19 protein-coding genes are annotated in these 25437 nt (G+C 60.4%); 8 read left to right on the top strand and 11 right to left on the bottom strand.

Features of this window, described 5'->3' with window-relative positions; all coding sequences use genetic code 11:
- Positions 1–37 precede the first annotated feature (37 nt).
- From AC3ITY_RS30595 to AC3ITY_RS30585, 3 genes are all read left to right on the top strand, one after another.
- On the top strand, positions 38–367 hold the full coding sequence (locus AC3ITY_RS30595) for an MliC family protein (RefSeq protein WP_489306599.1): 330 nt from the start codon (positions 38–40) through the stop codon (positions 365–367).
- A gap of 247 nt (positions 368–614) precedes the next feature.
- Positions 615–1679, top strand: coding sequence for a class II fructose-bisphosphate aldolase (fba, locus tag AC3ITY_RS30590; RefSeq protein WP_007981624.1), 1065 nt, complete (start codon positions 615–617; stop codon positions 1677–1679).
- A 120-nt stretch (positions 1680–1799) separates the two neighbouring features.
- Positions 1800–3224: an IS1182 family transposase gene (locus AC3ITY_RS30585; RefSeq protein ID WP_489306598.1), complete on the top strand. Its 1425-nt coding sequence runs from the start codon at positions 1800–1802 to the stop codon at positions 3222–3224.
- Positions 3225–3487: 263 nt separating this feature from the next.
- Here AC3ITY_RS30585 and AC3ITY_RS30580 read toward each other — a convergent pair whose 3' ends face one another.
- Positions 3488–4153, bottom strand: a complete 666-nt coding sequence (locus AC3ITY_RS30580) for a polysaccharide lyase family 7 protein (protein WP_489306597.1) — start codon at positions 4151–4153, stop codon at positions 3488–3490.
- 322 nt (positions 4154–4475) lie between these two features.
- Between AC3ITY_RS30580 and AC3ITY_RS30575 the strand changes: the two genes are divergently transcribed.
- Genes AC3ITY_RS30575 through AC3ITY_RS30565 form a run of 3 tightly spaced genes read left to right on the top strand, consistent with a single transcriptional unit; the run spans position 4476 to position 7469 of the window.
- Positions 4476–6599 carry a putative bifunctional diguanylate cyclase/phosphodiesterase gene (locus tag AC3ITY_RS30575; RefSeq protein WP_489306596.1) on the top strand — a complete coding sequence of 708 codons (2124 nt, stop codon included), beginning with the start codon at positions 4476–4478 and terminating at the stop codon, positions 6597–6599.
- A 45-nt stretch (positions 6600–6644) separates the two neighbouring features.
- Entirely contained in the window at positions 6645–7136 is a 492-nt protein-coding gene (locus tag AC3ITY_RS30570; protein WP_223445447.1) for a YgjP-like metallopeptidase domain-containing protein, read from the top strand.
- 36 nt (positions 7137–7172) lie between these two features.
- Positions 7173–7469, top strand: a complete 297-nt coding sequence (locus tag AC3ITY_RS30565; RefSeq protein WP_007894945.1) for a winged helix-turn-helix domain-containing protein — start codon at positions 7173–7175, stop codon at positions 7467–7469.
- Positions 7470–7577: 108 nt separating this feature from the next.
- On the opposite strand, the gene AC3ITY_RS30560 is transcribed toward AC3ITY_RS30565, so the two are convergent.
- Complete coding sequence (locus AC3ITY_RS30560) at positions 7578–8030, bottom strand: GNAT family N-acetyltransferase (protein WP_489306595.1); 453 nt, start codon at positions 8028–8030, stop codon at positions 7578–7580.
- A 255-nt stretch (positions 8031–8285) separates the two neighbouring features.
- Here AC3ITY_RS30560 and AC3ITY_RS30555 point away from each other — a divergent pair, with 255 nt between their 5' ends.
- Complete coding sequence (locus tag AC3ITY_RS30555; RefSeq protein ID WP_489306594.1) at positions 8286–9023, top strand: substrate-binding periplasmic protein; 738 nt, start codon at positions 8286–8288, stop codon at positions 9021–9023.
- An 84-nt stretch (positions 9024–9107) separates the two neighbouring features.
- On the opposite strand, the gene yccS is transcribed toward AC3ITY_RS30555, so the two are convergent.
- The 9 genes from yccS to betI all read right to left on the bottom strand — a co-directional run bounded on the left by yccS (position 9108) and on the right by betI (position 22983).
- Positions 9108–11291, bottom strand: a complete 2184-nt coding sequence (gene yccS, locus AC3ITY_RS30550) for a YccS family putative transporter (protein WP_489306593.1) — start codon at positions 11289–11291, stop codon at positions 9108–9110.
- Positions 11292–11511: 220 nt separating this feature from the next.
- On the bottom strand, positions 11512–12690 hold the full coding sequence (locus AC3ITY_RS30545; protein ID WP_489306592.1) for a BaiN/RdsA family NAD(P)/FAD-dependent oxidoreductase: 1179 nt from the start codon (positions 12688–12690) through the stop codon (positions 11512–11514).
- A gap of 152 nt (positions 12691–12842) precedes the next feature.
- On the bottom strand, positions 12843–14180 hold the full coding sequence (dbpA, locus tag AC3ITY_RS30540) for an ATP-dependent RNA helicase DbpA (RefSeq protein ID WP_263287191.1): 1338 nt from the start codon (positions 14178–14180) through the stop codon (positions 12843–12845).
- A 105-nt stretch (positions 14181–14285) separates the two neighbouring features.
- Positions 14286–15713: a multidrug transporter subunit MdtD gene (mdtD, locus tag AC3ITY_RS30535; RefSeq protein WP_489306591.1), complete on the bottom strand. Its 1428-nt coding sequence runs from the start codon at positions 15711–15713 to the stop codon at positions 14286–14288.
- 155 nt (positions 15714–15868) lie between these two features.
- Positions 15869–17206 (bottom strand): TldD/PmbA family protein, encoded by a 1338-nt coding sequence (locus AC3ITY_RS30530; protein ID WP_489306590.1) that lies wholly within the window; start codon positions 17204–17206, stop codon positions 15869–15871.
- Complete coding sequence (locus tag AC3ITY_RS30525; RefSeq protein ID WP_489306589.1) at positions 17206–18648, bottom strand: TldD/PmbA family protein; 1443 nt, start codon at positions 18646–18648, stop codon at positions 17206–17208. The genes AC3ITY_RS30530 and AC3ITY_RS30525 overlap by 1 nt, the downstream gene beginning before the upstream one ends.
- Positions 18649–18941: 293 nt before the next feature.
- Positions 18942–20642, bottom strand: a complete 1701-nt coding sequence (betA, locus tag AC3ITY_RS30520) for a choline dehydrogenase (protein WP_489306587.1) — start codon at positions 20640–20642, stop codon at positions 18942–18944.
- A 213-nt stretch (positions 20643–20855) separates the two neighbouring features.
- Complete coding sequence (gene betB, locus AC3ITY_RS30515; protein ID WP_489306585.1) at positions 20856–22328, bottom strand: betaine-aldehyde dehydrogenase; 1473 nt, start codon at positions 22326–22328, stop codon at positions 20856–20858.
- Positions 22329–22389: 61 nt separating this feature from the next.
- Positions 22390–22983, bottom strand: a complete 594-nt coding sequence (betI, locus tag AC3ITY_RS30510) for a transcriptional regulator BetI (RefSeq protein ID WP_489306584.1) — start codon at positions 22981–22983, stop codon at positions 22390–22392.
- Between the two features lie 381 nt (positions 22984–23364).
- Between betI and AC3ITY_RS30505 the strand changes: the two genes are divergently transcribed.
- Complete coding sequence (locus AC3ITY_RS30505; protein WP_489311041.1) at positions 23365–25305, top strand: BCCT family transporter; 1941 nt, start codon at positions 23365–23367, stop codon at positions 25303–25305.
- Positions 25306–25437 lie beyond the last annotated feature (132 nt).

The raw sequence follows: 25437 nt of genomic DNA, 5'->3' as shown, positions 1-25437 counted from the left end.
AGGGCTGGCGGCGTGCGCCGTCAGTCGAGGGGCACGGATGAAAGGTTTTATCGCAGTTGCGGCATTGGCGTTGTTGGCGGGTTGTGCTCAGTTGAACCTGTTCCAGTCGTCCGCGCCTGTGGATAACTGGACCACCTGGACCTGCGACAGCCAGGCCAAAGTGCTGTGGCGCTACACCGACGTTAGCCGCAAGGAAGTCGACGTGCGCCTGGGCGGTGCCGATCAGGTCTACCGCTTGAAGCAGGAACCGGGTGCATCAGGTTCGCTGTACAGCAATGACATGCTGGCGTTTCACATAAAAGGTGAGGAAGGCCTGGTTTACTGGGTCGCCACCAATGATTTGATTGGCCGTGGTTGTCACCTGTAGGAGCGAGCATGCTCGCGATGGTCGTTAACGATAACGCTGGGGACCTGAATGCCCGCGTTGTCTGGGCCACCATCGTCGGATCGCCGCCCGGAGCAAGCTCGCTCCTACAGGGGGGCCGGCGTTTAGAACTGATGCAGCACCGAATCCGCAGCCCGGGCCAACCCCCGATCTGCAAAAACTTGAATAGCCGCCGCCGCTACGGCAGGCTGGCACGATTAACGACCCTCAACCGGGAGAGATATACACAATGGCACTTATCAGCATGCGCCAGATGCTGGACCACGCAGCCGAGTTCGGCTACGGCGTTCCAGCCTTCAACGTCAACAACCTTGAGCAGATGCGCGCCATCATGGAAGCCGCTGACAAGACTGACTCCCCGGTGATCGTCCAGGCTTCGGCCGGTGCTCGCAAATACGCCGGTGCACCGTTCCTGCGTCACCTGATCCTGGCAGCCATCGAAGAATTCCCGCACATCCCGGTGTGCATGCACCAGGACCACGGCACCAGCCCTGACGTCTGCCAGCGCTCCATTCAACTGGGTTTCAGCTCGGTGATGATGGACGGTTCCCTGGGCGAAGACGGCAAGACCCCGACCGACTACGACTACAACGTGCGTGTTACCCAACAGACCGTGGCCATGGCTCACGCCTGCGGCGTTTCGGTAGAAGGCGAGCTGGGCTGCCTGGGTTCGCTGGAAACCGGCATGGCCGGTGAAGAAGACGGCATCGGTGCCGAAGGCGTTCTGGATCACAGCCAGATGCTGACCGACCCGGAAGAGGCCGCCGACTTCGTAAAACGCACTCAGGTTGATGCCCTGGCCATCGCCATCGGCACCAGCCACGGCGCGTACAAGTTCACCAAGCCGCCTACCGGCGACGTGCTGGCCATCGACCGCATCAAAGAGATCCACAAGCGCATTCCGAACACTCACCTGGTGATGCACGGTTCGTCTTCGGTTCCGCAAGAGTGGCTGGCGATCATCAACCAGTACGGCGGCGACATCAAGGAAACCTACGGCGTACCGGTTGAAGAAATTGTCGAAGGCATCAAGCACGGCGTGCGCAAGGTCAACATCGACACCGACCTGCGCCTGGCATCCACTGGCGCAATGCGTCGCCTGATGGCTACCAACCCGAGCGAGTTCGACCCACGTAAATTCTTCGGCGCCACAGTCACCGCCATGCGCGATGTGTGTATCGCTCGCTACGAAGCCTTCGGCACTGCCGGCAACGCTTCGAAGATCAAGGCGATCTCGCTGGAAGGCATGTATCAGCGTTACCTGAAAGGTGAGTTGAACGCCAAGGTCAACTAAGCCTGAGCGTTAAACTGCCTTGATGAAAAACCCGCCGAGACAGACTGTGTGAAAACCTGGCAATCTGCCTAGCGTTCAAAGAAAATGCTCCGCGTCGAAAGATACGGAGCATTTTTCGTTATGGCCTACATCCAAGGACAGTCCCGCAGTCAGACCAGTCTGTTTCCGGTCTCGCTGGAAGAGTTGATCCCCGAGGATCACCTCGTTCGAGTCATTGACCTGTACGTCACCAAACTGGATCTGGTGCAACTGGGCTTTGATAAGGCGCTGCCCAAAAGCACAGGGCGCCCCTCTTATGATCCTGCCGATCAGCTAAAACTCTACCTCTACGGTTATTTCCAGCGGATTCGTTCATCACGGCGTCTTGAAGCCGAGTGCCAGCGCAACATCGAAGTGATGTGGCTGATCAACCGCCTCAAGCCCGACTTCAAGACCATCGCCGACTTCCGTAAAGACAACAAACCCGCTTTTATCGCGACGTGCCGGGCCTTCGTCCGGTTTTGCCGCACGGTGGGTTTGATCGCGGGTGATTTGGTGGCGATTGATGGCAGCAAGTTCCAGGCGGTTGCTTCCTCGCGGCGCCATACGAGTTTGCAACGGCTCAAACACCAGGAGCAGAAGCTGGAGAAACGCATTGCCCAGTACCTGGCCGATCTGGATGAAGCGGATAAAACCGAAGCCGACGAGAAGGTTGACCGTAGCGCGATCAAGACGGCTTTAGCGCAACTTGAAATTAGGCATTCCAAAAACCTGACGTGCCAAGCGCTGATGAAATCAATGGCGCTCGAGCAATTCAATACCCACGAAAGCGATGCGCGAATGATGCGCACGCATAAAGGGCCGCGGGTCGGGTACAACGTGCAGACAGCCGTGGATGCCGAGCATTGCCTGATTCTGCATCATGAAGTGACTCAGGACAGCGATGATCGCAAGCAGCTTGAACCGATGGCCAAGGCCGCCAAAGAGCAATTGCAGCAAGATGAACTGACTGTCACTGCTGATATGGGCTATTCAAATGGCAAGCAGTTCCAGGCTTGTGAGGATGAAAACATAACGGCTTATGTACCGCCGGCTCGGTCGAACAACTCCTGCGGCAAGGAACAGGCGTTCTTCGACCGAACGATATTTACCTACGATGCGTCGCAGGATCGCTATCAATGTCCCACCGGTAAATGGCTGACTTTTAAACAGATCAGCAATAAGGGGCGTATCTACCAGGCGGCGGTCAGTGACTGCCTAAGCTGTCCGTTAAGAGCGCAATGCACCGACGCCCAACGCCGATACATTTCACGCCACGTGCACGAAGAGGCTTTCGAGCGAATGGAACGGCGAATGCAAGCACACCCCGAAATGATGGTCAGCCGAAGATCCATCGTGGAGCATCCCTTCGGAAACCTAAAGCAGTGGTTGTTTGGCAACGCTCGCTTCCTGCTGCGACAACTAGAAGGCACGAGAGCCGAGATGGCCTTGGCGGTGAACGCCTACAACCTGAAAAGAGCGATCAACGTGCTCGGCGCACGTCAGCTGATGGCGTTGATGGGCTGAAACGCCTTTTTCGTCTGCTGTCCGTACAAAAGCAAACGCCCCGAACATGTCGGGGCGTTTGCCAGAACCACCATCAGTGCGTTTTCACACAGCCTGGAGAGGCGGGTTTTTTGTGGGCGAGAGAAATATATGACGCGGGCTTTTGTGGCGAGGGAGCTTGCTCCCGTTCGAGAGCGAAGCTCTCGCCTTCGGCGTTGGGGCTGCTTCGCCCGAACGCGGACCGGCCCAGCGGGAGCAAGCTCCCTCGCCACAAAGGGTTCGGGCTATTGATTGTGATCAATATCCAGCTTGCTGAACGTCACTTCCCCGCCTTCGCTTGTGTACCCCGTGTTGTCCTGCACATAGACGCCGGCCTTGAAGTACAGCGGCTTATCACGCCACATCGCGCTGATATCGGTATTCCACTGATAGCCCGCCGCACTGATGCCCAATGCACCGCCGGGGCTGAGGTGGATGAGGTAGGAGAATTCCTGATTGAGTTTCACGTCGGTGGCGATGGTGATGACTCGGGGGGTGTCGTCGGGGTGCATGCGGACTTTGGCGACGATGTTGCCGGTCGAGCTGTAGGTTTTGTATTGATACTCGACCTTCACCATGGGCTTCTGGCTGTTATAGGCGTGGATCTGGCCAATGACGATCTTTCCCGAGCTGGGTACCTGGCTGACCGAAAGGGTCGCATGCAGGGAGTTGTCAGCGTCGGGGTAGTACCAGTTTTTCAACGTGCCGTTGCTGTAGGTTTCACGCAATTCGGTGCGTGGGTAAATCGCGTTTTCGGTACGGGAACCGGTCACGGGCGCCCAGAAAAACAATGTGCCGGTGTCGGAGTGGAAGTATTGATCCTTGAAGCCATCCACCAGTTTGGCGGTTTCGACGGTGTACGGCGGGTTGCCAACGGGAACGCTGAGGTTCCAGCTTGCGAGATCGATCATGTCGGTTCTTCCACTCGATTCATGCTGAAGGGGTGTGCCAGAAGCTCTAGATCGCCCCTTTGGGGCGGCCTTTATAAGCGTAGCGGGATATTTTGTTAACGCTCGTCTGACGGGTGGTTGACGTCAACATCCTGTCGAAATGCCATCTTCCCGGTTTTCATGGAACTGAACCATCGACCGTTAGTCGGTAAAAAGACACAATGATTATATGATGGCTTACTGACACCTTCTGCTTTTGCAGAACCGGGTCTAGAGTGATGGCACCGTATTTGTCCGGTTTTCACGAGAAGCCGGCCTGACACCCCGCAATTAGAGAGGCAGCATGGAATGCGCGCAACCCACGCCAGTAGACGGCGGCTCAACCCTTTTAGTCGTCGACGATTACCCTGAAAACCTGATCAGCATGCGCGCGTTGTTGCAGCGCCAGGGCTGGCGGGTCATTACTGCCGCCTCGGGATTCGAGGCCCTCGGCTTGTTACTTGAACACGACATCGACCTGGTGCTGCTGGATGTGCAGATGCCGGGCATGGACGGCTATGAAGTGGCGCGCCTGATGCGCGATAGCCAGCGGACCCGTCTCACGCCGATCATTTTCCTGGCCGCCAACGAACAGTCCCGGGACGCCGTGATCAAGGGTTATGCCAGTGGTGCGGTGGATTACCTGTTCAAGCCGTTCGACCCGCAGATCTTCACGCCCAAGGTCCAGGCGTTGCTCGAATACCAGCGTAATCGCCGAGCCTTGCAGCGCCTGAGTCATGATCTGGAAGCCGCTCGTGCCTTTAATGCGTCAGTGCTGGATAACGCAGCCGAAGGCATTCTGGTATTGGGGGAGGACGGTCTGATTCGTTTTGCCAATCCGGCAATGTCACGGTTGCTCAATGCCGCGGTGCAGGAACTGCAAGGCAAGGAGTTTGTGGACTACCTGCAAAAACCGCATATCCCGATCTGGGCCGATTCCGAGTTGCTGGCCGGATACAAACGCGGCGAAACCCTGCGCCTGCACGATGCCCTGCTACGAACGGCGCCCGGCCAGCAGGTGCCGGTGGCCTTGTCCTGCGCGCCATTGCCCGCCGAGCAACAGGCGATGGTAGTGACTGTGCTGGACATGTCGGTGGTGCGCCATCTGCATCAGCAACTGGAGTCTCAGGCGGTCACCGATCCACTGACCGGATTGCTCAACCGCCGGGGGCTCTACCAGACCGTAGAGAACCTGCTGTTGCGCGGTGAGCGTTCCGACAGTTCCTGGGTCTTGATGTACCTGGACCTCGACGGCTTCAAGCGAGTCAATGATTCGCTCGGGCACGATGCCGGTGATCGGGTGCTGCGCTGGGTCTGCGAACAGTTGAAGGCTTGCCTGCGGCCCTTCGACATTCTGGCGCGGATGGGCGGCGACGAATTCACTGTGCTGCTGGATCTGGAGTTCCCCGAGCAGGCGGCGAAGATTGCCGAGAAGCTCATCGAGCGAGTGTCGATCTGTCAGCAGATCGACGGCTTCGATATCGCCCTGGGTGCCAGCATTGGCATCGCCACGTTCCCTGATTGTGGCGCCAATCTCGACGGGATGCTGCGGGCGGCCGACATCGCCATGTACGAAGCCAAGCGCGCCGGTCGCCAGCAATATCGCTTCTACGATCACGAAATGAACGGCCGGGCGCGCTCGCGGCTGATGCTGGAAGAAAGTGTGCGCAGGGCCATCGAGAACCGGGATTTCAATCTGGTGTATCAGCCTCAGGTTGCGATTGCCGATGGGCGGACTCGTGGCTTCGAGGCCTTGTTGCGCTGGCAGCATCCGAGTGTTGGCGATGTCCCCCCGGGGCTGTTTTTGCCATTGCTGGAGGAGGCGCGGCTGATCAGTCGCCTGGGCAGCTGGATCTACCATCGCGGCATCGGGCAACGCAAAGCCTGGGGGTCTCTGTTTACCGAGGACCTGGTACTCGGCGTCAGCTTGAGCAGTACGCAGTTCGGCATGCCCAACCTGGTCACCGAGTTGCGCCAGGTGCTGGAGCGCCATGACTTGCAACCGCGTTATCTGGAAGTCGAGGTCACGGAAGAGGCCTTGATGCTCAACCCCGAAGAAACCCGCAAGCAATTGCGCCTGCTGCACAATCTGGGCGTACGAGTGGCATTGGATGACTTCGGGGCCGGACCCTGCTCCCTGTCGCACTTGCGCGACCTGGAGCTGGATACCCTCAAGCTCGACCGCCATTTGATCGCCCGGTTGCCGGAGTCGGTACGGGATGCGGCGCTGGTGCGCAGTGTGATCGACCTGTGCAAACAGTTCGGGATGCTGGTGATTGCCGAAGGGGTGGAAACCGTCGCGCAGTTTGAGTGGCTGCAAGCCAATGGCTGTGAATATGTGCAAGGTTTTCTGGTGGCCCGGCCGATAATGGCCGAAGACACTGGGGTCTTTGTCCAGCCGTTTGACTGGAGCGCGCTGGCCCGCTGAATTCGCTACACTTGCGACCTTTTAGTGACCTGTATTGCCACCCCGATGACAGTGTTGAAATATCTCCAGGCCTATCCCGCCACCTTGCAGGATCAGGTGCGCCAGCTGATCGCCGACGGTCGGCTGGGCGATTACCTGAGCCAGCGTTACCCGCAAAAGCACGGGGTGCAGAGCGACAAGGCGCTGTACACCTATGCTCTGGACCTCAAGCAGGAATACCTGCGTAATGCCCCGGCCATCGACAAGGTGCTGTTCGACAACCGCTTGGACCTGACCCACCGTGCCCTTGGCCTGCACACCACGATTTCCCGGGTGCAGGGCGGCAAACTAAAGTCCAAGAAGGAAATCCGCATCGCTTCGCTGTTCAAGGAAGCACCTTGCGAGTTCCTGAAAATGATCGTGGTGCATGAGCTGGCGCACTTCAAGGAATCGGACCACAACAAGGCCTTCTACAAATTGTGCGAACACATGCTGCCGGGTTATCACCAGGTGGAGTTTGATGTGCGGGTGTACCTGACGTGGCGGGACATGCAGTAGCTATCGCCGCCGAGAATCGCAACAAGGAGTGTGTGGATGGACGTGAGCAAGACCAAGAGCAGCTTCTATCGTCGGTTGTACGTGGCGTACCTGATCGACAGCGGGTTGGCCAGCAGTGTCCCGGCGCTGACCGAGGTCACCGGCATGCCCCGGCGTACGGCGCAGGACACCATCGCGGCGTTGGCGGATCTGGATATCGTGTGTGAGTTCGAGCAGGAAGAGGGTGCGCGCAACCATGCGGGGCGCTATCGGATTCGAGAGTGGGGGGCGATTGATCGCGGGTGGATCGAGCGTAATCTGCGACAGATCAAGGCGGTGCTGGAGTATCCCTGACGCCAGTGGTGACTGAACTGACACCTTCGCGAGCAGGCTCGCTCCCACGGTTGATTTTGGTTGTGAACGCAATCCAGTGTGGGAGCGAGCCTGCTCGCGAAAGGGGCTTCAGGAACGACGCATCCCGATGTGTGGAATGCCATCCTCGAAAAACTCCTCGCCCGTCACGACAAACCCGTACCGCCCGTAATACCCCTGCAAATGCGTCTGGGCCGAGAGGTAGATCGGCGTTTCCGGCCAGCGTTCTTCAATCTGCTTCAACGCCTGGTCCATCAACTCATGTCCAAGCCCGGCGCCTCGTGCGTGTGGAGCAATGATCACCCGACCGATCACTACGTCCCCGCCTTGCAGTTCCGGGTCGAGCAGCCGCAGATAGGCCACCAGTTGATTGCCGTCCCAGGCCATCAAGTGACAAGTGTCACCTTCCAGGTCCTGGCCATCCACGTCTTGATAAGCGCATTGCTGCTCGACGACGAACACTTGTGCACGCAACTGCAAAATGGCGTACAGCTGCTCCTTGCCCAGGTCGCTGTGGTGTTTGCAGATCCAATCGACTGTCATGTTTTGATTCCCTGAAAACGTCGTTCCGATACTAAGCGCACTCACGCCAGAAGTCTTTATGGTGGAAGAATCTGTGACAAAGGCCAAAATGCCATCATTCATTTCTCGCGCAGATGTCTTCTTTGTGTAATCTGGATCGAAGCGCTGTGCTGTGGCGTCGATGAGCTAATGTTGAGTACCCGGGTCTTGCCGGTACGGGGCCTGGGGTTTTGGCTGAAACACGTCGGGCAACCCGCCCGCTAAGGATTTTCTGGCATGCCGCGATTGCATCGAGCTTTTGCCTTGATTGGGTTGCTGTTGCTGGTTCAGGAAGCGGCGGCAGAAAAACTGCGGTTGGTCGCTGATGCCTGGCCGCCCTTTACCGACGCCACGCTCGTCAACGGTGGTTTGGCCACGGACATTGTCAGTACTGCGCTCGCCAGGGCCGGCTATGCCAGTGAGTTCGAGCAGGTGCCCTGGGCACGGGCCTTGATGGGATTGGGCGAGGGCCGATACGACGTGCTGGTCAACGCCTGGTACACCGAGGAGCGGACCAGGCTTGGCCAGTTTTCCGGCGAGTACCTGCTCAATCGCGTGCGCTTTCTCAAGCGCAAAGACGCGCCCATCGAATTCAATAACCTGCAGCAATTGCACACTTATCCGATTGCCATCGTGCGTGGTTACGCCTATTCGCCCGCGTTCGACAACGACGACTCGTTGCAGAAAATCCCTGTGCACAGTTTCGCCATGGCGGTGCGCATGCTCGCGGCCGACCGGGTCAAACTGACGCTGGAAGATGAGTTCGTCGCCCGCTACTACCTGGCCCGTGAGTCACCCAAGGTGCGAAACGCCGTGGAGTTCCTGCCCAAGCCATTAAGCGAGAACAGCCTGCATATTATGGTCAGCCTGAAGAATCCTGAGCATGAACAGATCGTTGCCGGTTTCGACCGCGAGATCGCGGCGATGAAGGCGGACGGGAGTTATGACAAGTTGATCAAACAGCACGGGATGTGAGTGGGTGGAGCCAGTTTCTGTGGTGTCTGAGCGGGCCTCATCGCGAGCAGGCTCGCGATGAGGCCCGCTCAGACACCACAGATCTCAATCCTCACTGGTGTCCTTGATGAGATGCGCCGCCAACGTCCGCAACGGCCCCAACTGCCGGCAGATCAACGCCAGTTGCGTCTGCACCAACCGCTGCCCCTCATCGATTTCATCAGGCATCTGTTCCAGGTCATTGGCCAGTGCTTCTTCTTCATCGCTCTGAATCTCGATCGAAGACTTGCTCGCCAGCCCTTGGGCGATCTCGTCGATGCTGGCGGCCAGTTTCACCCCGGCCCCATCGATCAAATGCTCGCGCACGTCCGCCGGCAGTTGGGTTTCCCTGTGCGCGCCGAGGCCCGACAGGTAACTGAGCAGCGTGTGTGACAGCACCAGGAAGCGGAAGCCCACGTCCGCCTCCTTCCGGAAATGCCCCGGCTCCATCAGCATGTTGGCCAGCGTGGTCGACAGCGCCGCGTCGGCGTTGTGCGCGTTGCGGCGGGCCAGGCGGTAAGCCAGGTCGTCGCTTTTGCCCGCAGCGTATTGCTGCATGATCTGGCGCAAGTAAATGCTGTTGCAGGACAGGGTGTTGGCCAGCACTTTGTTCAGGCGTCGGCCTTGCCAGTCCGGCAGGAACAGGAACACCGCCAGCCCGGCAATCAGGCTGCCGAGCAAGGTATCGAGCAGCCGTGGCAGGAACAGCCCGTAACCGTCGCCCACCTGGTTGAAGCAGAACAGTATCATCAAGGTGATTGCCGCCGTCGCCAGGGTGTAGCGGGTGGTGCGGTTGGTAAAGAACACCACCCCGGCGGCAATGGCGAAACACGACTGGATCAGCGGGTTCGGGAACAGGTCGAACAGCGCCCAGGCCAGGGTCAGGCCGATGGCGGTGCCGATGATCCGCTGGCCAAGTTTGCGGCGGGTGGCGCCGTAGTTCGGTTGGCAGACGAACAGCGTAGTGAGGATGATCCAGTAGCCTTGGGACGGGTGAATCAAATGCACCATGGCGTAGCCGATGCTCAAGGCCAGGGGCAATCGCAGGGCATGGCGGAACAGCAGCGAGGTCGGCGTCAGCTGCGTGCGCAAGCGCAGCCACACGTCCTTGAGGCTGCGCGGCGAACGGTCGAGCAAGCTGCTGTCGGTGGCGTCGGCCAGGGCGTCGGGGTTGCTGGCGTCGCTGAGCAAGCGGTCGAGAGTACCGAGGTTGGCCGCCAGTGCCCGCAGTGAACGCAGCAAGCCGCGCCAGGCCGGATTGCTCTGGATGCGCAGGTGTTCGAGAGAGGCATCGAGGTCGCTCAGGGCCTCGGCGAAACTGGCGTCATAGGTGAACGGCTGGCGCATCTGGATCGATTCGGCCAGGGCCCGGCAGGCCTTGCCTTGCTGACGCAACAGGCGTTGGCAGCGGAACAGCACGTCGCTGTGGAAGAAGGCGTCGGCCAGGGCGTTATACGGGTAGTGCGAAGAACTGGCGCGCTCGTGGATGTCCTGGGCGAGGAAGTACAGCTTGAGGTAGCGGCTGACTTTCGACCCCGGGCGACCATTGCCGACCCGGTGCAGGATGATCTCCTTGGCGGCGTTCAGTGCCGCCACCACCCGGCCGTTCTGCTGGGCCAATTCCAGGCGCCGTGCCTCCACGTCCATCTGCCGGATCGGCTCGAAAAGCGAGGATTTGAGCTTCAGGTAAAAGCCCAGTTCGCGGAACAACCGCGCCAGGCTCTGCTGCACCGGCTGATTGGAAAACAGCGCCTGCCACAACACCGACAGCAAGCCGTACCAGGCAGCACCGGCCACCAGCAGCAATGGCTCGTGCCAGACATCGGTGACCGCGCCGCCACGCTGGTCCACGCCAATCATGGTGTAGACCGAAAGGATCAACGTTGCCGAGGCAATCGCGCCATAGCGCTCGCCGAGGGCGCCGAGCATGGTCAGGCAGAACGCAGCCAGGGCGAAGGCGATGATAAACAGCGAGGGGTAGGGGAAGAGCAGTTCGACAGACAGGGCGGCAACCGCGAAACACACCAGCGTCACGGCCAGCGCGTTGATACGGCCCTGCCAGCTGTCGTCGGTCTCGGCCAGGGCACTGGCGATAATCCCCAGGAACAACGGGATCAGCAGGCCCATTTCATCCTGATACCAACACAGCGCCATGGTGCCGGTCAGGGCAATGAATACCCGCACGCTGTAGCTGAATTTATCCAGCGCCCAAAGGCGACGCAGAGACTGGCGGAACGAAGTCGATGACATGAAATGCGAAGGCCTTCCGAGGCAATGACGCTAAATTGAGCCACTAATGACGCCGACGCAATGGCGTCGATCACATCAGACAGCAAAATCTGTTCCTTGATACCACACGTATTCAATGTAGGAGCGAGCCTGCTCGCGATGAGGCCGGTACATTCAACATTTATGTCGACTGTCGAACCGCTATCGCGAGCAGGCTCGCTCCTACAGGTTTTGGGGTGAGTCAGACGTACTGCGCGGCGGCGTAACCGGAAGCCCACGCCCACTGGAAATTGAACCCGCCCAGATGTCCGGTCACGTCCAGCACTTCACCAATGAAGTACAGCCCCGGGCTTTTCAGCGATTCCATGGTCTTGGACGACACTTCATTGGTGTTGACGCCGCCCAGGGTCACCTCGGCGGTGCGATAGCCTTCGGTGCCGGCGGGCACGACTTTCCAGCTCGCCAGTTTTTCCGCGACATCGGCCAGTTCCGCGTGGGTGTACTGCTTCATCGGTTTGGAGACGAACCAGTTGTCCGCCAGCAGGTTGGCCATCTTCTTGGTGAAGATTTCACCGAGCAAGGTTTTCAGCTCGCTGTTGGGACGTTCGGCCTGTTGCTGTTGTAGCCATTCCGGTACGTCGTGATCCGGCAGCAGGTTGATCTCGACGGTATCGCCGGATTCCCAGAATGACGAGATCTGCAAAATCGCCGGGCCGCTGAGGCCACGGTGGGTGAACAGGATGTTCTCGCGGAAGCTCTGGTCGTTGCAGCTCACCAGGCAATCCACCGATGTACCGGACAGCTCAGTGCACAAGGTCTTGAGCTGATCGGTGATGGTGAACGGCACCAGGCCGGCGCGGGTTGGCAGCAGTTCGTGGCCGAACTGTTTGGCTACCTGGTAACCGAAACCGGTGGCGCCCAAGGTCGGGATCGACAGGCCGCCGGTGGCGATCACCAGGGATTCGCATGTTATCTGGTCGAGCGTCGTGTCCAGCAAATAGCCTTTCTCAAGCTTCTCGATGGTCTGGATCGAGGTGTCCAGGTGCAGGCTGACGCCGACCTGATCGCACTCGTTGAGCAGCATTTCCAGGATGTCGCTGGATTTGTTATCGCAGAACAGCTGGCCGAGTTTTTTCTCGTGGTATGGCACGCCGTGCTTGGCCACCATGCCGATGAAATCCCACTGGGTGTAACGAGCCAGGGCGGATTTGCAGAAGTGTGCATTCTGCGAGAGGAAATTGCTCGGTTCTGTGTACATGTTGGTGAAGTTGCAGCGGCCACCGCCCGACATCAGGATTTTCTTGCCAGCCTTGTTGGCATGGTCGAGCAACAACACTTTGCGCCCACGCCCGGCGGCGGTCAGTGCACACATCAACCCTGCGGCGCCAGCGCCAATGATCACGACTTCGGTAGAGCGCAAAACGGTGTCCTCTTGATGTATCACCACAAAACAAACTGTGGGAGCGAGCCTGCTCGCGATGGGGCTGCACATTCAACATAGATGTTGTTTGACAGTCCGCTATCGCGAGCAGGCTCGCTCCCACAGGGGATCTTCTTTGGTTGGAAGATCGCTTACAAAATACGCACGCGCAACGAACGGCCCTTGATCTTGCCGTCGTTCAAGCGCTGCAAGGCCTGCTTGGCGACGCCGCGCTCCACGGCCACATAGGCCTGGAAGTCGAAAATCGCGATCTTGCCGACCTGGGCACCGGGGATGCCGGCGTCACCGGTCAGTGCGCCAAGAATGTCGCCCGGACGAACCTTGTCCTTGCGGCCGGCAGCGATGCACAGGGTGCTCATCTGCGGCAACAGCGGGCCACCGCCCTTGGAGGTGAGGTTGTCCACCTGGTCCCAGGTCAGTGGTGTCTTCTGCAATTGCTCGATAGCCTGGGCGCGCTGCGCTTCGGACGGCGCCACCAGGCTGATGGCGAGGCCTTTCTCACCGGCGCGGCCAGTACGGCCGACGCGGTGAATGTGGATTTCCGAATCACGGGCCAGTTCGACGTTGATCACCATGTCCAGGGAATCGATATCGAGGCCGCGCGCAGCGACGTCGGTCGCCACCAGCACCGAAGTACTGCGGTTGGCGAACATCGCCAGCACCTGGTCGCGGTCACGCTGTTCCAGATCGCCGTGCAGGCCGACGGCGGAAATGCCTTTGGTAGTCAGGTGGTCGACGGTTTCCTGAACCTGCTGCTTGGTGTAGCAGAAAGCCACGCAGGAGGCCGGGCGGAAGTGGCCAAGCACCTTGGTCACCGCACTCATGCGGTCATCCGGGGAAATCTCGTAGAAGCGCTGCTCGATCTGCGTGTCGTCGTGGAACGCCTCGGCCTTCACCTGCTGCGGGTTGCGCATGAACTTCGAGGCCAACTGCTTGATGCCTACCGGGTAGGTGGCGGAGAACAGCAGGGTCTGGCGACGTTCCGGGGCCTGCATGATGATTTCTTCGATGGAATCGTAGAAGCCCATGTCGAGCATACGGTCGGCTTCGTCGAGAATCAGCGTGTTGAGGCCGTGGAGTACCAGCGAACCCTTGCGCAGGTGCTGCTGGATGCGTCCAGGGGTGCCGACGATGATGTGCGCGCCGTGTTCCAGCGAAGCGATCTGCGGGCCGAGGGACACGCCGCCACACAGGGTCAGGACCTTGATGTTGTCTTCGGCACGGGCCAGGCGACGGATTTCCTTGGCGACCTGGTCAGCCAGTTCGCGGGTCGGGCACAGGATCAGCGCCTGGCAACCGAAGTAGCGCGGATTGATCGGGTTCAGCAGGCCGATGCCGAACGCGGCGGTCTTGCCGCTGCCGGTCTTGGCCTGGGCGATCAGGTCCATCCCCTTGAGGATCACCGGCAAGCTTTGCGCCTGGATCGGCGTCATCTGGGCATAACCGAGGGAGTCGAGGTTAGCCAGCATGGCGGCGGACAGCGGCAAAGTATTAAATTCGGTGGCGATGGTGGTCACGGGACTGGCCTGCAAAACAAAATGTCGCGCAGTGTACCAGTCCGATGGCCATTCGCCCTAAGGCTCTATGTGCTCTTCCGGACGTTTAACACGCCGTCCGTCATTCCGTGAAAGCTGGGAAAAGATCGTCGCGGCCAACATTGCCATGATTCCCACAGTCACAAACGTCAGTTGAAACGCGCCCAGAACGGTCTGCACGCCGTCGTTTCCGATCTCCGCCGTGAACCCGCCGAGCAATGCCCCCGCGCACGCGACCCCCAGGCTCAGGGACAATTGCGCGACCACCGACAGCAGGCTGTTGCCGCTACTGGCGCTGGCGTCATCGAGGTCGATCAGGGTCACGGTGTTCATCGCGGTGAACTGCAAGGAGTTGATCGCGCCAAGGATCGCCAGCAGGCACAGCAGTAGCCAGTACGGCGTCTGCTCGCTGACCAGGCCCATGCTCGCCAGCATGATCCCCAGCGCCAGGGTATTGCCGGTGAGCACGATGCGGTAGCCCAAACGCTCGATCAGCGGCCGCGCCATCCACTTGGCGATCATCGCCGCTGCCGCCAGCGGCAGCATGCTCATCCCGGCCTGGGACGGCGAATAGCCCAGCGCCACTTGCAGCAGCAACGGCACCAGAAAGGGCAGGGCGCCGCTGCCGAGGCGGGCGAACAGGTTGCCGAGAATGCCCACGGCAAAGGTCCGGGTCCTGAACAGCGACGGCGCGAACAGCGGGTTTTCGATATGACCGGCGCGCAGCCAGTACGCCGCCAGGCACGCCATGCCACCGAACAGCAGCAACATCACCCGCAGGTGCGGCAGGTGCAGTTCGCCCAGGCCTTCCATGGCGATGGTGATCAGAATCATCGCCGCGCCAAACAGCACGAAGCCCAGGCTATCGAAGCGCGTGCGTTCGGTTCCACGCAGGTCCGGGATGTATTTCCACACGGCGTAGCAACCGACCAGCCCCACCGGCAGGTTGATCAGGAAGATCCAGTGCCAGGTCAGGTATTGCACCATCCAGCCGCCCATGGTCGGGCCGATCAAGGGGCCGAGCAGCCCGGGAATGGTGATGAAGCCCATGATCCGCACCAGCTCTGAACGCGGGTAGGCGCGCAACACCACCAGCCGCCCGACCGGCAACATCAACGCGCCGCCCAGACCCTGGATCACCCGGGCGCCGATCAGCATGCTCAGGCTGCTCGACAATGCGCAGAGCAGCGAGCCGAGGCTGAACAGCAAAATCGCACTGAAAAAGATTTTCCTGGTGCCGAAGCGATCGGCAATCCAGCCAGAAGCGGGAATCAGCAAGGCGACGGTGAGCATGTAGGCGATGATCACACCCTGCATGCGCAATGGGTCTTCGGCCAGGTCGCGGGCCATGGCCGGCAGGGCAGTATTGAGAATCGTCCCGTCGAGGGACTGCATGAAGAAGGCAATGGCGACAACCCAGGGTATCCAGCGGGCTGTTACAGCGTCGAGAGGTGGGCGGTTGGGCATGGGACCTCTTCTGTAGGAGCGAGCTTGCTCGCGATGGACGTGAACGATGATGCGTACTGTCTGAGTAAATACGCAGCCCTCTCATTCTTCGCGAGCAAGCTCGCTCCTACAGGAATTGTGCTGTCCATGTGGGAGCGAGCCTGCTCGCGAAGCTTTTAAAGGGTCAGAGTCAATCGGCTGACCAACGCCCCCGGCAACAACGCCGAAGCCGTCGCCCGTTGGCTGTAGGTACTCGCCGACAACAACAACTCCCGCTCCTCGGTCAACGCTTCCAGCTGCGAACCGAGCAGGCTGAAGGCGCTGTCATCGAAGCGCATGGTGCTGACCGGTGCCTGAATCTCGCCGTTCTCGACCCAGAACGTGGCAAACCGGGTCATACCGGTCAGGCGTGCAGCCGGTTGATCCGAGAAGTTCAGGTACCACAGGTTGCTGATGTACAACCCCGTGCCCAATTGCTTGAGGATGTCCGCGTCAGGCAATGCCCCGGCTTTCATGTTCAGCGCGCTCGGTGATTCACCGCCGCTGGCGCCATTGGCGGTCAAGCCGTATTCGGCGGCGCTGCGCGAGCTGACCAGTTGTGCCCCGGCCTTGCCATCGACGATCAACCCTAGATCGCTGCGCGGATAACCTTCATCGGAAAACGCCGGGCTCAGCGAGCCGCTGACTTTTTCATCCAGCGAGACCAGCGGGCTGAACGCGCTGTCGCCACCGTAGAGCTTTTGCAGCGGGCTGCTTTTGCTGGCAATCGACTGTGCCGAGAAACCACCCCAGCACAGCATGCCCATGATTTCTTCCAGCGCCGCCGGTGCCAGGTAAGCGCGGTACTGGCCGGGCGGCACAGTGCGCAGCGGCCGGCCCAGAAACTCAAGCTGCTCGCGGGCTTGCTGGAAGCGTCTGGAAAAGCCTTCCCTGTTCCAGTCGTGCCCGGCGTAGCTGGCTTTCACGGCCTGGCCATTCTCGTGGAACAGGCTGAAGTCAAAATTGAAACTGTTGGCCTGATGCCAGCCGAAGGCGCCCGAAGAGCTGGCAAAGCCACGACTGATCGGGCCGGCAGCGTAGAAACCGACAAGATCCAGGCCTTCGGCAGCCTGGGTTATTTGCGCGACCACCTGCTCGGTGTCCGGCAGCGGATGCGACTGCACGTTGTTGCTCTGCCAGCCGTTGTGGTTGAGCAACAGGTACGGGTCCGGCGGCAGCAGCGGCAGGGTTTCACGCAACTGTTGCAGACCTTCGCTCAGGCGCTGCGCATCCACTTGCGGATCGCCGGCCAGGGTGATGTGCAGGTCGGCATGGCGGCCTTCGTTGATCAGTTTCAGGCCGATGCTCGCCTGCTGCACCTGGCCGGCCTGACGCACCCTGGCGTGGTTGAAACGCACGAAGGCCGACGATTCGGCGGCGTAGCTGAGGGTGAACTGCTCGGGCTCGTGCAGGGCTCCACGCAGGCTGTTGACCAGCGCCTTGAACGATGCGGACTGGCTGTTTGAAGGATTCATCAGGCGTCTCCTCCGAATACATCGACATTGCTGAACACGCAGGCCGGTGACGCGTGACCGACGCGGATCACCTGGTTCGGTTCACCCTTGCCGCAGTTCGGTGTGCCGAGGACCTTGAAGGTACTGGCATCGCCGACGGCGCTGAGGCTCTTCCAGAACTGCGCGGAGATGCCCCTGTAATTGGGATTCTTCACCACCCCCTTGAGTTCGCCGCTTTCGATCAGTTGGCCCCATTCGCAGCCGAACTGGAATTTGTTGCGCGCATCGTCGATCGACCATGAGCGGTTGGTCGACATCAGCACGCCGTGTTCGATACCGCCGATCAGCTGTTCGATGGACTGATCGCCTGGCTCGATGTTGAGGTTGGCCATGCGGTCGATCGGCGGGCGGTTCCAGCCGCAGGCACGGCTGTTGGCGACGCCGTCCATGCCGGCACGGAATTGCGACAAAGCACCGCCCAGCGGACGCAGCAGCAGGCCTTCACGGATCAGGAACTGCTTGCTGGCGGGCGTGCCGTCGTCGTCATGGCCGTAGCTGGCGAGTTCTTCGGGGATGTCCGGGTCGAAGGTCACGTTGAGCAGGCCGGAACCGTATTGCAGGCGGCCGAAATCACTGGCTTTGACGAAACTGGTGCCAGCGTAATTGCGCTCGTCGCCGAGGATGCGGTCCAGCTCCAGCGGATGGCCGATGGACTCGTGGATTTGCAGCATCATCTGGTCGGGCATCAGCAGCAGGTCGCGCTTGCCTTGCGGGGTGTTTGGCGCCTGGAGCAATTGCAGGGCCTGATCGGCCACCTGGGCACCGGCACCGATCAGGCCGCAGCGGCTGATGACGTCCGCCGCGCCTTGCTGGCCGAAGTTCTCGCGGCCAAGGCTGCGGGTCTGGCTGTCGTTGCCGTCGTAGGCCGTGACGTCCAGGCCGGGGTACACAAAGCGTTGGGCCTGGCGCAGTTCGGCACCGGCGCTGTTGAGGTAGATCTGCTCAACGTGGGTGATACCGAGGCTGACCTGCCAGTTCACCAGGCGCTCGTCCTTGGGCACGGCGGCCGACTCGGTGCCAAGCAGTTGGAAGCAGTCGCTCAGGGACGGGAAGGTCTGGTCGAGGTTGGGTGAGAAGTAATCGGCGCGGTCGCTGGAAACAGCCTGCTCGCGCAGGTCCAGCAAGGCGTGGGGCTTGAGTCGACGGGCCTGGAGTTCGGCGCGTTCGAGGGCGGCTTGCAGGCCTTGTTGCGACAGATCGTTGGTGGCCGCATAGGCTTCGACGCCATTGACCCGTACGGTCAGCATCGCCCCTTCGTCACGGCTCAGGCTTGGCGGCTCGGCAATGTTCTTGCGCACCGACAGGTACTGCCCGGATTCGCGCACATAACGCAGGGAAAAGAATTCAGCGCCCGTGCGCAAGGCAGCGAAGCGCTGCTTGAGCTGGGGGTAGAAATCGAACATTCGTGAACCTCCTGGGTATGGAGTGGCGGTGGAGCGGCGTTGCGAGGGGAGGGGTGAAACGATTGCGTGGCGCTAGATTAGGCCTGCAAGGGGGGAGGGATCAAGGATGGAGCGGTCTAGAGCGGTGGATACTTTGGGAGGGATGGTGGCTGACAGGGCCCCTTCGCGAGCAAGCCCGCTCCCACATTTAATCCCGGGTGTTCACAAAATCTGTGTCCACTGGAGATCAAGTGTGGGAGCGGGCTTGCTCCGGGCGGCGTTCCGACGAAGGCCGCACCGCGGTGTAACGGTTGTTAAGCGATCTGGCTCACTTCCCGCACCGGCTTGCCCTTCACCGGCGCTTCACCCGCCACATAGTAAGTGGCGGTACTGCGCGGCAACGGCTTGCGGCCACGGATCTTGTCGGCGATTTTCTCGGCCATCATGATCGTCGGTGCATTCAGGTTGCCGGTGGTGATGATCGGCATGATCGACGCATCGACCACGCGCAGGCCTTGCATGCCATGCACGCGACCTTCGCCATCGACCACGGCCATCTCGTCGGTGCCCATCTTGCACGAGCAGGACGGGTGGAACGCGGTTTCCGCGTGTTCGCGGATGAACTTGTCCAGTTGCTCGTCGCTTTGCACGTCGATGCCCGGGCTGATCTCGCGACCGCGGAAAGCGTCCAGAGCCGGCTGTTGCATGATTTCCCGGGTCAGGCGGATGCCGTCGCGGAACTCCTGCCAGTCCTGCTCGGTGGCCATGTAGTTGAACAGGATACTCGGGTGCTGGCGCGGGTCCTTGGACTTGGCCTGGATGCGCCCGCGGCTTGGCGAACGCATGGAGCCCATGTGCGCCTGGAAACCGTGCTCTTTCACACCGTTGCTGCCGTTGTAGTTAATCGCCACCGGCAGGAAGTGGTACTGGATGTTCGGCCATTCGAATTCCGGACGGGTGCGGATGAAACCGCCGGCTTCGAACTGGTTGCTGGCGCCGATGCCGGTGCCGTTGAACAGCCACTCGGCACCGATGGCCGGCTGGTTGTACCAGAGCAGCGACGGGTACAGCGAGACCGGTTGGGTGCAAGCGTATTGCAGGTACAGCTCGAGGTGATCCTGCAGGTTTTCACCGACGCCCGGCAGGTCGTGGACCACCGGAATGTCGAGCTTGTTCAGCAGCTTGGCCGGGCCGACGCCGGAGCGTTGCAGGATCTGCGGCGAAGCGATGGCGCCGGAGCACAGCAGCACTTCCTTGCGTGCCTTGACCTCAACGCGCTCTTCAGCGGCGCCGACCAGGTAACGCACGCCGACCGCACGCTTGCCTTCGAAGAGGATCTTGTCAGTCAGGGCGTGGGTGACGATGGTCAGGGTCGAACGCTTCTTGGCGACGTCCAGGTAACCACGGGCAGTGGAGGCACGACGACCTTTGGGCGTCACGGTGCGGTCCATCGGGCCGAAGCCTTCCTGCTGGTAGCCGTTCAAGTCTTCGGTACGCGGGTAACCGGCCTGCACGCCGGCTTCAACCATGGCGTGGAACAGCGGGTTGTTGCCGGCTTTCGGCGTGGTCACGCTGACCGGACCTTCGCCACCGTGGTAGTCATTGGGGCCGATGTCGCGGGTTTCCGCTTTACGGAAATACGGCAGGCAGTCGAGGTACGACCAGTCCTCAAGGCCTGGCAGTTTCGCCCAGCCGTCGTAGTCCATGGCGTTGCCGCGGATGTAGCACATGCCGTTGATCAGCGAGGAACCGCCCAGGCCCTTGCCGCGCCCGCATTCCATGCGACGACCGTCCATGTGTGGCTCAGGATCGGTTTCGTAGGCCCAGTTGTAGCGACGGCCTTGCAGCGGGAACGCCAAAGCGGCCGGCATTTGCGTGCGGAAGTCGAAACGGTAGTCCGGGCCGCCCGCTTCGAGCAGCAGGACGGTGACGCCTGGGTCTTCGGTCAGACGGGTCGCCAGGGTGTTACCGGCCGAGCCGGCACCGATGATGATGTAGTCGAATTCTTGGGACATTGAATGCACCCTCTTTGAAGTTGGTCAGGTCGCGGTCGCTGGGACACTGCACAACCTGTGGCGAGGGGGCTTGCCCCCGCTCGGCTGCGTAGCAGTCGCAAAACCTGCGATTGCGTTCTGTCTGAAAGAGCGCGGAACCTGGTCTCAGGGCCGCTTCGCGACCCAACGGGGGCAAGCCCCCTCGCCACAGGTTCAGCGCTCGGAATCAGAGTCTTAGAACACCGAGACGTAATCGCCCAGCTCGACCTGTACCGATTTGATGCGGGTGAAGTTGTTCAGCGAGCTGATGCCGTTCTCACGGCCGACACCCGACTGCTTGTAGCCGCCAACCGGCATCTTCGCGTCGGACTCGCCCCAGGCGTTGATCCAGCAGATACCGGCTTCCAGTTGATGGATCACGCGGTGGGCGCGGTTCAGGTCCTTGGTGACGATACCGGCGGCCAGGCCGAAGTCGGTGTCGTTGGCGCGACGGATCACTTCTTCTTCGGTTTCGTAGGTGAGGATCGCCATCACCGGGCCAAAGATTTCCTCACGGACGATGGTCATGTCGTCGGTGCAGTCGGTGAACACGGTCGGAGCCACGAACGCACCTTTGGCGAACTCGCCGTCGGTCAGGCGCTCACCGCCGCACAGCAGGCGGGCACCTTCTTCCTTGCCCTTGGCGATGTAGCCCAGCACGCTTTCCATATGCGCAAAGCTGACCAGCGGACCGAAGTTGGTGTTTTCGTCTTGCGGGTTGCCGATGCGGATGCGTGCAACGCGCTCAGCGATCTTGGCTTCGAAAGCGGCTTTCAGGTGGGCCGGTACGAACACGCGAGTACCGTTGGTGCAAACCTGACCAGAGCTGTAGAAGTTGGCCATCATCGCGGTGTCGGCGGCGCGGTCGAGGTCGGCGTCGTCGCAGATGATCAGCGGCGACTTGCCGCCCAGTTCCATGGTCACGTCCTTGAGCGAAGAGCTCGAAGCGCTGGCCATGACTTTCTTGCCGGTGTCGGTGCCGCCGGTGAACGAGACTTTTTCGATGCGCGGGTGTTCGGTCAGCCAGGTGCCGACTTCACGGCCGCTGCCGGTCAGGACGTTGAACACACCGTTTGGCACGCCGGCTTCGGTGTAGATCTCGGCCAGTTTCAGGGTGGTCAGCGAGGTGACTTCGCTTGGCTTGAAGATCATCGCGTTACCGGCCGCCAGGGCTGGTGCGGATTTCCACAGGGCGATCTGGATCGGGTAGTTCCACGCGCCGATACCGGCCACGACGCCCAGCGGCTCGCGACGGGTGTAGACGAACGAAGTGGTGCGCAGCGGAATCTGCTCGCCTTCGATGGCCGGTACCAGGCCTGCGTAGTACTCCAGCACGTCGGCGCCGGTAACGATATCTACGTAGCGGGTTTCGGAGTAGGCCTTGCCGGTGTCCAGGGTTTCCAGGGCGGCCAGTTCGTCGTTGCGCTCGCGCAGGATTTCCACGGCGCGACGCAGGATGCGCGAACGCTCCATGGCGGTCATGGCGGCCCAGATCTTCTGGCCCTTTTCGGCGCTGACGACGGCGCGTTCGACGTCTTCCTTGGTCGCACGTTGCACTTTTGCGAGGACTTCACCGTTAGCCGGGTTGATGGCTTCGAAAGTGGCGTCGCTGCTGGCGTCGCTGTACGCGCCATCGATGTAGAGTTTTTGCAGTTCGAAACGGGCCATAAAGTCCTCGCAAGAGCATTAAGTGGCTGGCGCGTTCGGTGGTTGAGCGTTTATGTGTGCTCTAACTCACCCGCTTGGCCAGTTGGGTATCCATGTATTCGTAAGCGATCTGTTGCGCCTGCCCGGTGTCGAAAGCATCTCCCGACAGCGCGCCGCGCAACCACAAGCCGTCGATCAACGCTGCCAGGCCTCGGGCGGCACTGCGCGCATCATTGAGCGGCAGCACGCGGCGGAACTGGCAGCACAGGTTGGAATACAGACGGTGATCGTTGATCCGCTGCAACCTGTGCAAAGACGGTTGGTGCATGCTGGTGGCCCAGAAGGCCAGCCAGGTTTTCATTGCCGGACCATTGACCTGGCTGGCGTCGAAGTTGCCTTCGATGATCACCTGCAGATGCGCCCGCGGGCTGTCATCTGTCAGCGCCTGTCGGCGCAGGGTGACGCTCTCGCTCAGGACGGTCATCAGGTACCCCATGGTGGCGGCAATCAGGCCGTTCTTGTCCTGAAAGTAGTGACTGATGATGCCATTCGAGACACCGGCCAAACGGGCGATCAGCGCAATGCTGGCGTCCCCCATGCCGACCTGATCGACGGCCTGCAAAGTGGCTTCGATCAATTGCTGGCGGCGGATGGGTTGCATACCGACCTTGGGCATCTTGCACATCTCCTTAGGCCTTCCGGTGGACGTGGAACGGCTACCGGGTTGAAGGCCAGTCTATTTTGTTTTGATTGAACGTTCAATCAACAAAGAATAAGATCTGCGACAAATCGTCGCTGCCTACAGGTTTTTCCTACTTGTAGTTGGCGGAAAAACGACTTCCGAAACTGCTCGAAACCTACGCGCTGCGGCGCTCCAGGGGTTTCGGGCTTTTTTCGGGCTGTCTTTATATCACCCGCCGGTCGGCTGCCCACTAACCGATTGGTCGGGTAACTCGTTTGTCTTGCGTTCTTCTCTCGCACTGCCCGGAGCATCTGTGCCATGAGTTCTGCCTCGCTAATAAAGACCCCACCCGAGAAGGTGACGGTCAACGGTTGGGTGTTCTACACCTCTACCGCGTTGATTCTGTTGTTGACCGCCATTCTGATCATTGCCCCGCAAGAGGCCGGCAGAATGCTGGGTACGGCGCAAGCCTGGTTGTCCCGCAGCTTCGGCTGGTACTACATGGTGGTGATTGCCGCCTATCTGATTTTTGTCGTTGGCCTGGCGTTTTCGTCCTACGGCAAATTGAAACTGGGCAGCAAGGACGACACCCCGGACTTCAGCTACGGCGCCTGGGCGGGGATGCTGTTTTCGTCGGGTATCGGCATCTCGCTGCTGTACTTCGGCGCGTCCGAGCCGCTGGACCACTACTTCAATCCGCCGGAAGGCGTGGCCGGTAGCAACCTTGCCGCCCGTCAGGCGGTTCAGCTGACGTTCCTGCACTGGGGACTGCACGGCTGGGCGATTTACGCGCTGGTCGGTCTGGCCGTTGCCTACTTTGCTTACCGTCATAACCAACCGCTGGCGTTGCGTTCGGCGCTGTATCCGCTGGTGGGCGAGCGTTGGGTCAAGGGCGCGGCCGGGCATGCGGTGGACGGCTTCGGCATGTTCGTGACCCTGCTGGGGCTGGTGACCAACCTGGGGATCGGTTCGTTGCAAGTGTCGTCGGGGCTGGAAAACCTGTTCGGCATGGAACACAGCAACACCAACCTGCTGATCGTGATCATCGTGATGAGCACCGTGGCGACCATTGCCGCTGTGTCGGGTGTGGAAAACGGCATCCGTCGTCTGTCCAACCTCAACATCGTGCTGTTCAGCGGCCTGCTGATTTTCGTCCTGTTGTTCGGCCCGACCTTGCACCTGCTCAACGGCTTCGTACAGAACGTCGGTGACTACCTGAACGGCGTGGTGCTGAAGACTTTCGATCTGTATGTGTACGAAGGCGACAGTGAGAAATCCGACCGCTGGTTGGGCCTGTGGACCCTGTTCTACTGGGCCTGGTGGATTTCCTGGGCGCCATTCGTGGGCATGTTCATCGCGCGTATTTCCCGTGGTCGCACCGTGCGTGAACTGGTGGCCGGCGTGCTGCTGATTCCGCTGGGCTTCACCCTGGCGTGGTTGTCGATCTTCGGTAACTCGGCTTTGGACCTGGTGATGAACCATGGGGTGGTGGAGCTCGGGAAGACGGCGCTGGAACAGCCGTCCATGGCGATCTACCAGTTGCTTGAGCATTACCCGGCGTCGAAGGTTGTGATCGGCGTGTCGATCTTTGTCGGTTTCGTGCTGTTCCTGACCCCGGCGGACTCCGGCGCGGTGATGATGGCCAACCTTTCGTGCAAGGGCGGCAACGTCGACGAAGACGCGCCGCACTGGCTGCGGGTCTTCTGGTCGGCGGTAATCACCCTGGTGACCATCGGCCTGCTGTTCGCCGGCAACTTCGAAGCCATGCAAACCATGGTGGTGCTGGCTGGCCTGCCGTTCTCGGTGGTGCTGGTGTTCTTCATGTTCGGCTTGCACAAGGCCATGCGCCAGGACGTGCAGATTGAACAGGAGCAAGCGGAGCTGGCGGCACGCGGTCGCCGTGGTTTCAGCGAGCGTTTGACCCAGCTGGACCTGCAACCGAGCCAGTCGGTGGTACAGCGCTTCATGGACAAGCATGTGAGCCCGGCATTGCAAGATGCGACAACGCAAATGCGTGCTCAAGGTCTGCAAGTGCAGACGCTGCTGGGCAAGTCCAAGCGCTGCATGGGCCTGCGGATCGAGATGGAAGAGGGCAATCCTTTCGTCTACGAAGTAAGCCTGGATGGTTATCTGGCCACGCCGACCGAGTTGGCTCAGTCCGATGAGGCGCGTCAGCGTTTCTATCGCGCCGAGGTATACCTGCACAACGGCAGCCAGGACTACGACTTGATGGGCTTCACCCAGGATCAGATCACCCGTGACGTGCTCGATCAGTTTGAAAGCCATCGGCAGCTCCTTGGCCGGGTTTATAGCTGAGCTGTGAGGTCTGCGGTGGCGTCAGTTGCACCGCAGATCTTATGTGGCGAGGGAGCTTGCTCCCGTTGGGCTGCGAAGCGGCCCCAAAACCAGAGACTGCGGTAGTTCAGGCAGAACGCACTATCCGGATCT

Source organism: Pseudomonas sp. GL_091, assembly GCF_057837725.1.
The sequence above is the reverse complement of the archived record's forward strand: the minus strand, read 5'-3'. Positions and strand labels throughout refer to the sequence as shown.

Coding starts and splice junctions, on each gene's coding strand:
- AC3ITY_RS30595 (WP_489306599.1), top strand. CDS start 38: ATGAAAGGTTTTATCGCAGTTGCGGCATTGGCGTTGTTGGCGGGTTGT.
- fba (WP_007981624.1), top strand. CDS start 615: ATGGCACTTATCAGCATGCGCCAGATGCTGGACCACGCAGCCGAGTTC.
- AC3ITY_RS30585 (WP_489306598.1), top strand. CDS start 1,800: ATGGCCTACATCCAAGGACAGTCCCGCAGTCAGACCAGTCTGTTTCCG.
- AC3ITY_RS30580 (WP_489306597.1), bottom strand. CDS start 4,153: ATGATCGATCTCGCAAGCTGGAACCTCAGCGTTCCCGTTGGCAACCCG.
- AC3ITY_RS30575 (WP_489306596.1), top strand. CDS start 4,476: ATGGAATGCGCGCAACCCACGCCAGTAGACGGCGGCTCAACCCTTTTA.
- AC3ITY_RS30570 (WP_223445447.1), top strand. CDS start 6,645: ATGACAGTGTTGAAATATCTCCAGGCCTATCCCGCCACCTTGCAGGAT.
- AC3ITY_RS30565 (WP_007894945.1), top strand. CDS start 7,173: ATGGACGTGAGCAAGACCAAGAGCAGCTTCTATCGTCGGTTGTACGTG.
- AC3ITY_RS30560 (WP_489306595.1), bottom strand. CDS start 8,030: ATGACAGTCGATTGGATCTGCAAACACCACAGCGACCTGGGCAAGGAG.
- AC3ITY_RS30555 (WP_489306594.1), top strand. CDS start 8,286: ATGCCGCGATTGCATCGAGCTTTTGCCTTGATTGGGTTGCTGTTGCTG.
- yccS (WP_489306593.1), bottom strand. CDS start 11,291: ATGTCATCGACTTCGTTCCGCCAGTCTCTGCGTCGCCTTTGGGCGCTG.
- dbpA (WP_263287191.1), bottom strand. CDS start 14,180: ATGCTGGCTAACCTCGACTCCCTCGGTTATGCCCAGATGACGCCGATC.
- mdtD (WP_489306591.1), bottom strand. CDS start 15,713: ATGCCCAACCGCCCACCTCTCGACGCTGTAACAGCCCGCTGGATACCC.
- AC3ITY_RS30530 (WP_489306590.1), bottom strand. CDS start 17,206: ATGAATCCTTCAAACAGCCAGTCCGCATCGTTCAAGGCGCTGGTCAAC.
- AC3ITY_RS30525 (WP_489306589.1), bottom strand. CDS start 18,648: ATGTTCGATTTCTACCCCCAGCTCAAGCAGCGCTTCGCTGCCTTGCGC.
- betA (WP_489306587.1), bottom strand. CDS start 20,642: ATGTCCCAAGAATTCGACTACATCATCATCGGTGCCGGCTCGGCCGGT.
- betB (WP_489306585.1), bottom strand. CDS start 22,328: ATGGCCCGTTTCGAACTGCAAAAACTCTACATCGATGGCGCGTACAGC.
- betI (WP_489306584.1), bottom strand. CDS start 22,983: ATGCCCAAGGTCGGTATGCAACCCATCCGCCGCCAGCAATTGATCGAA.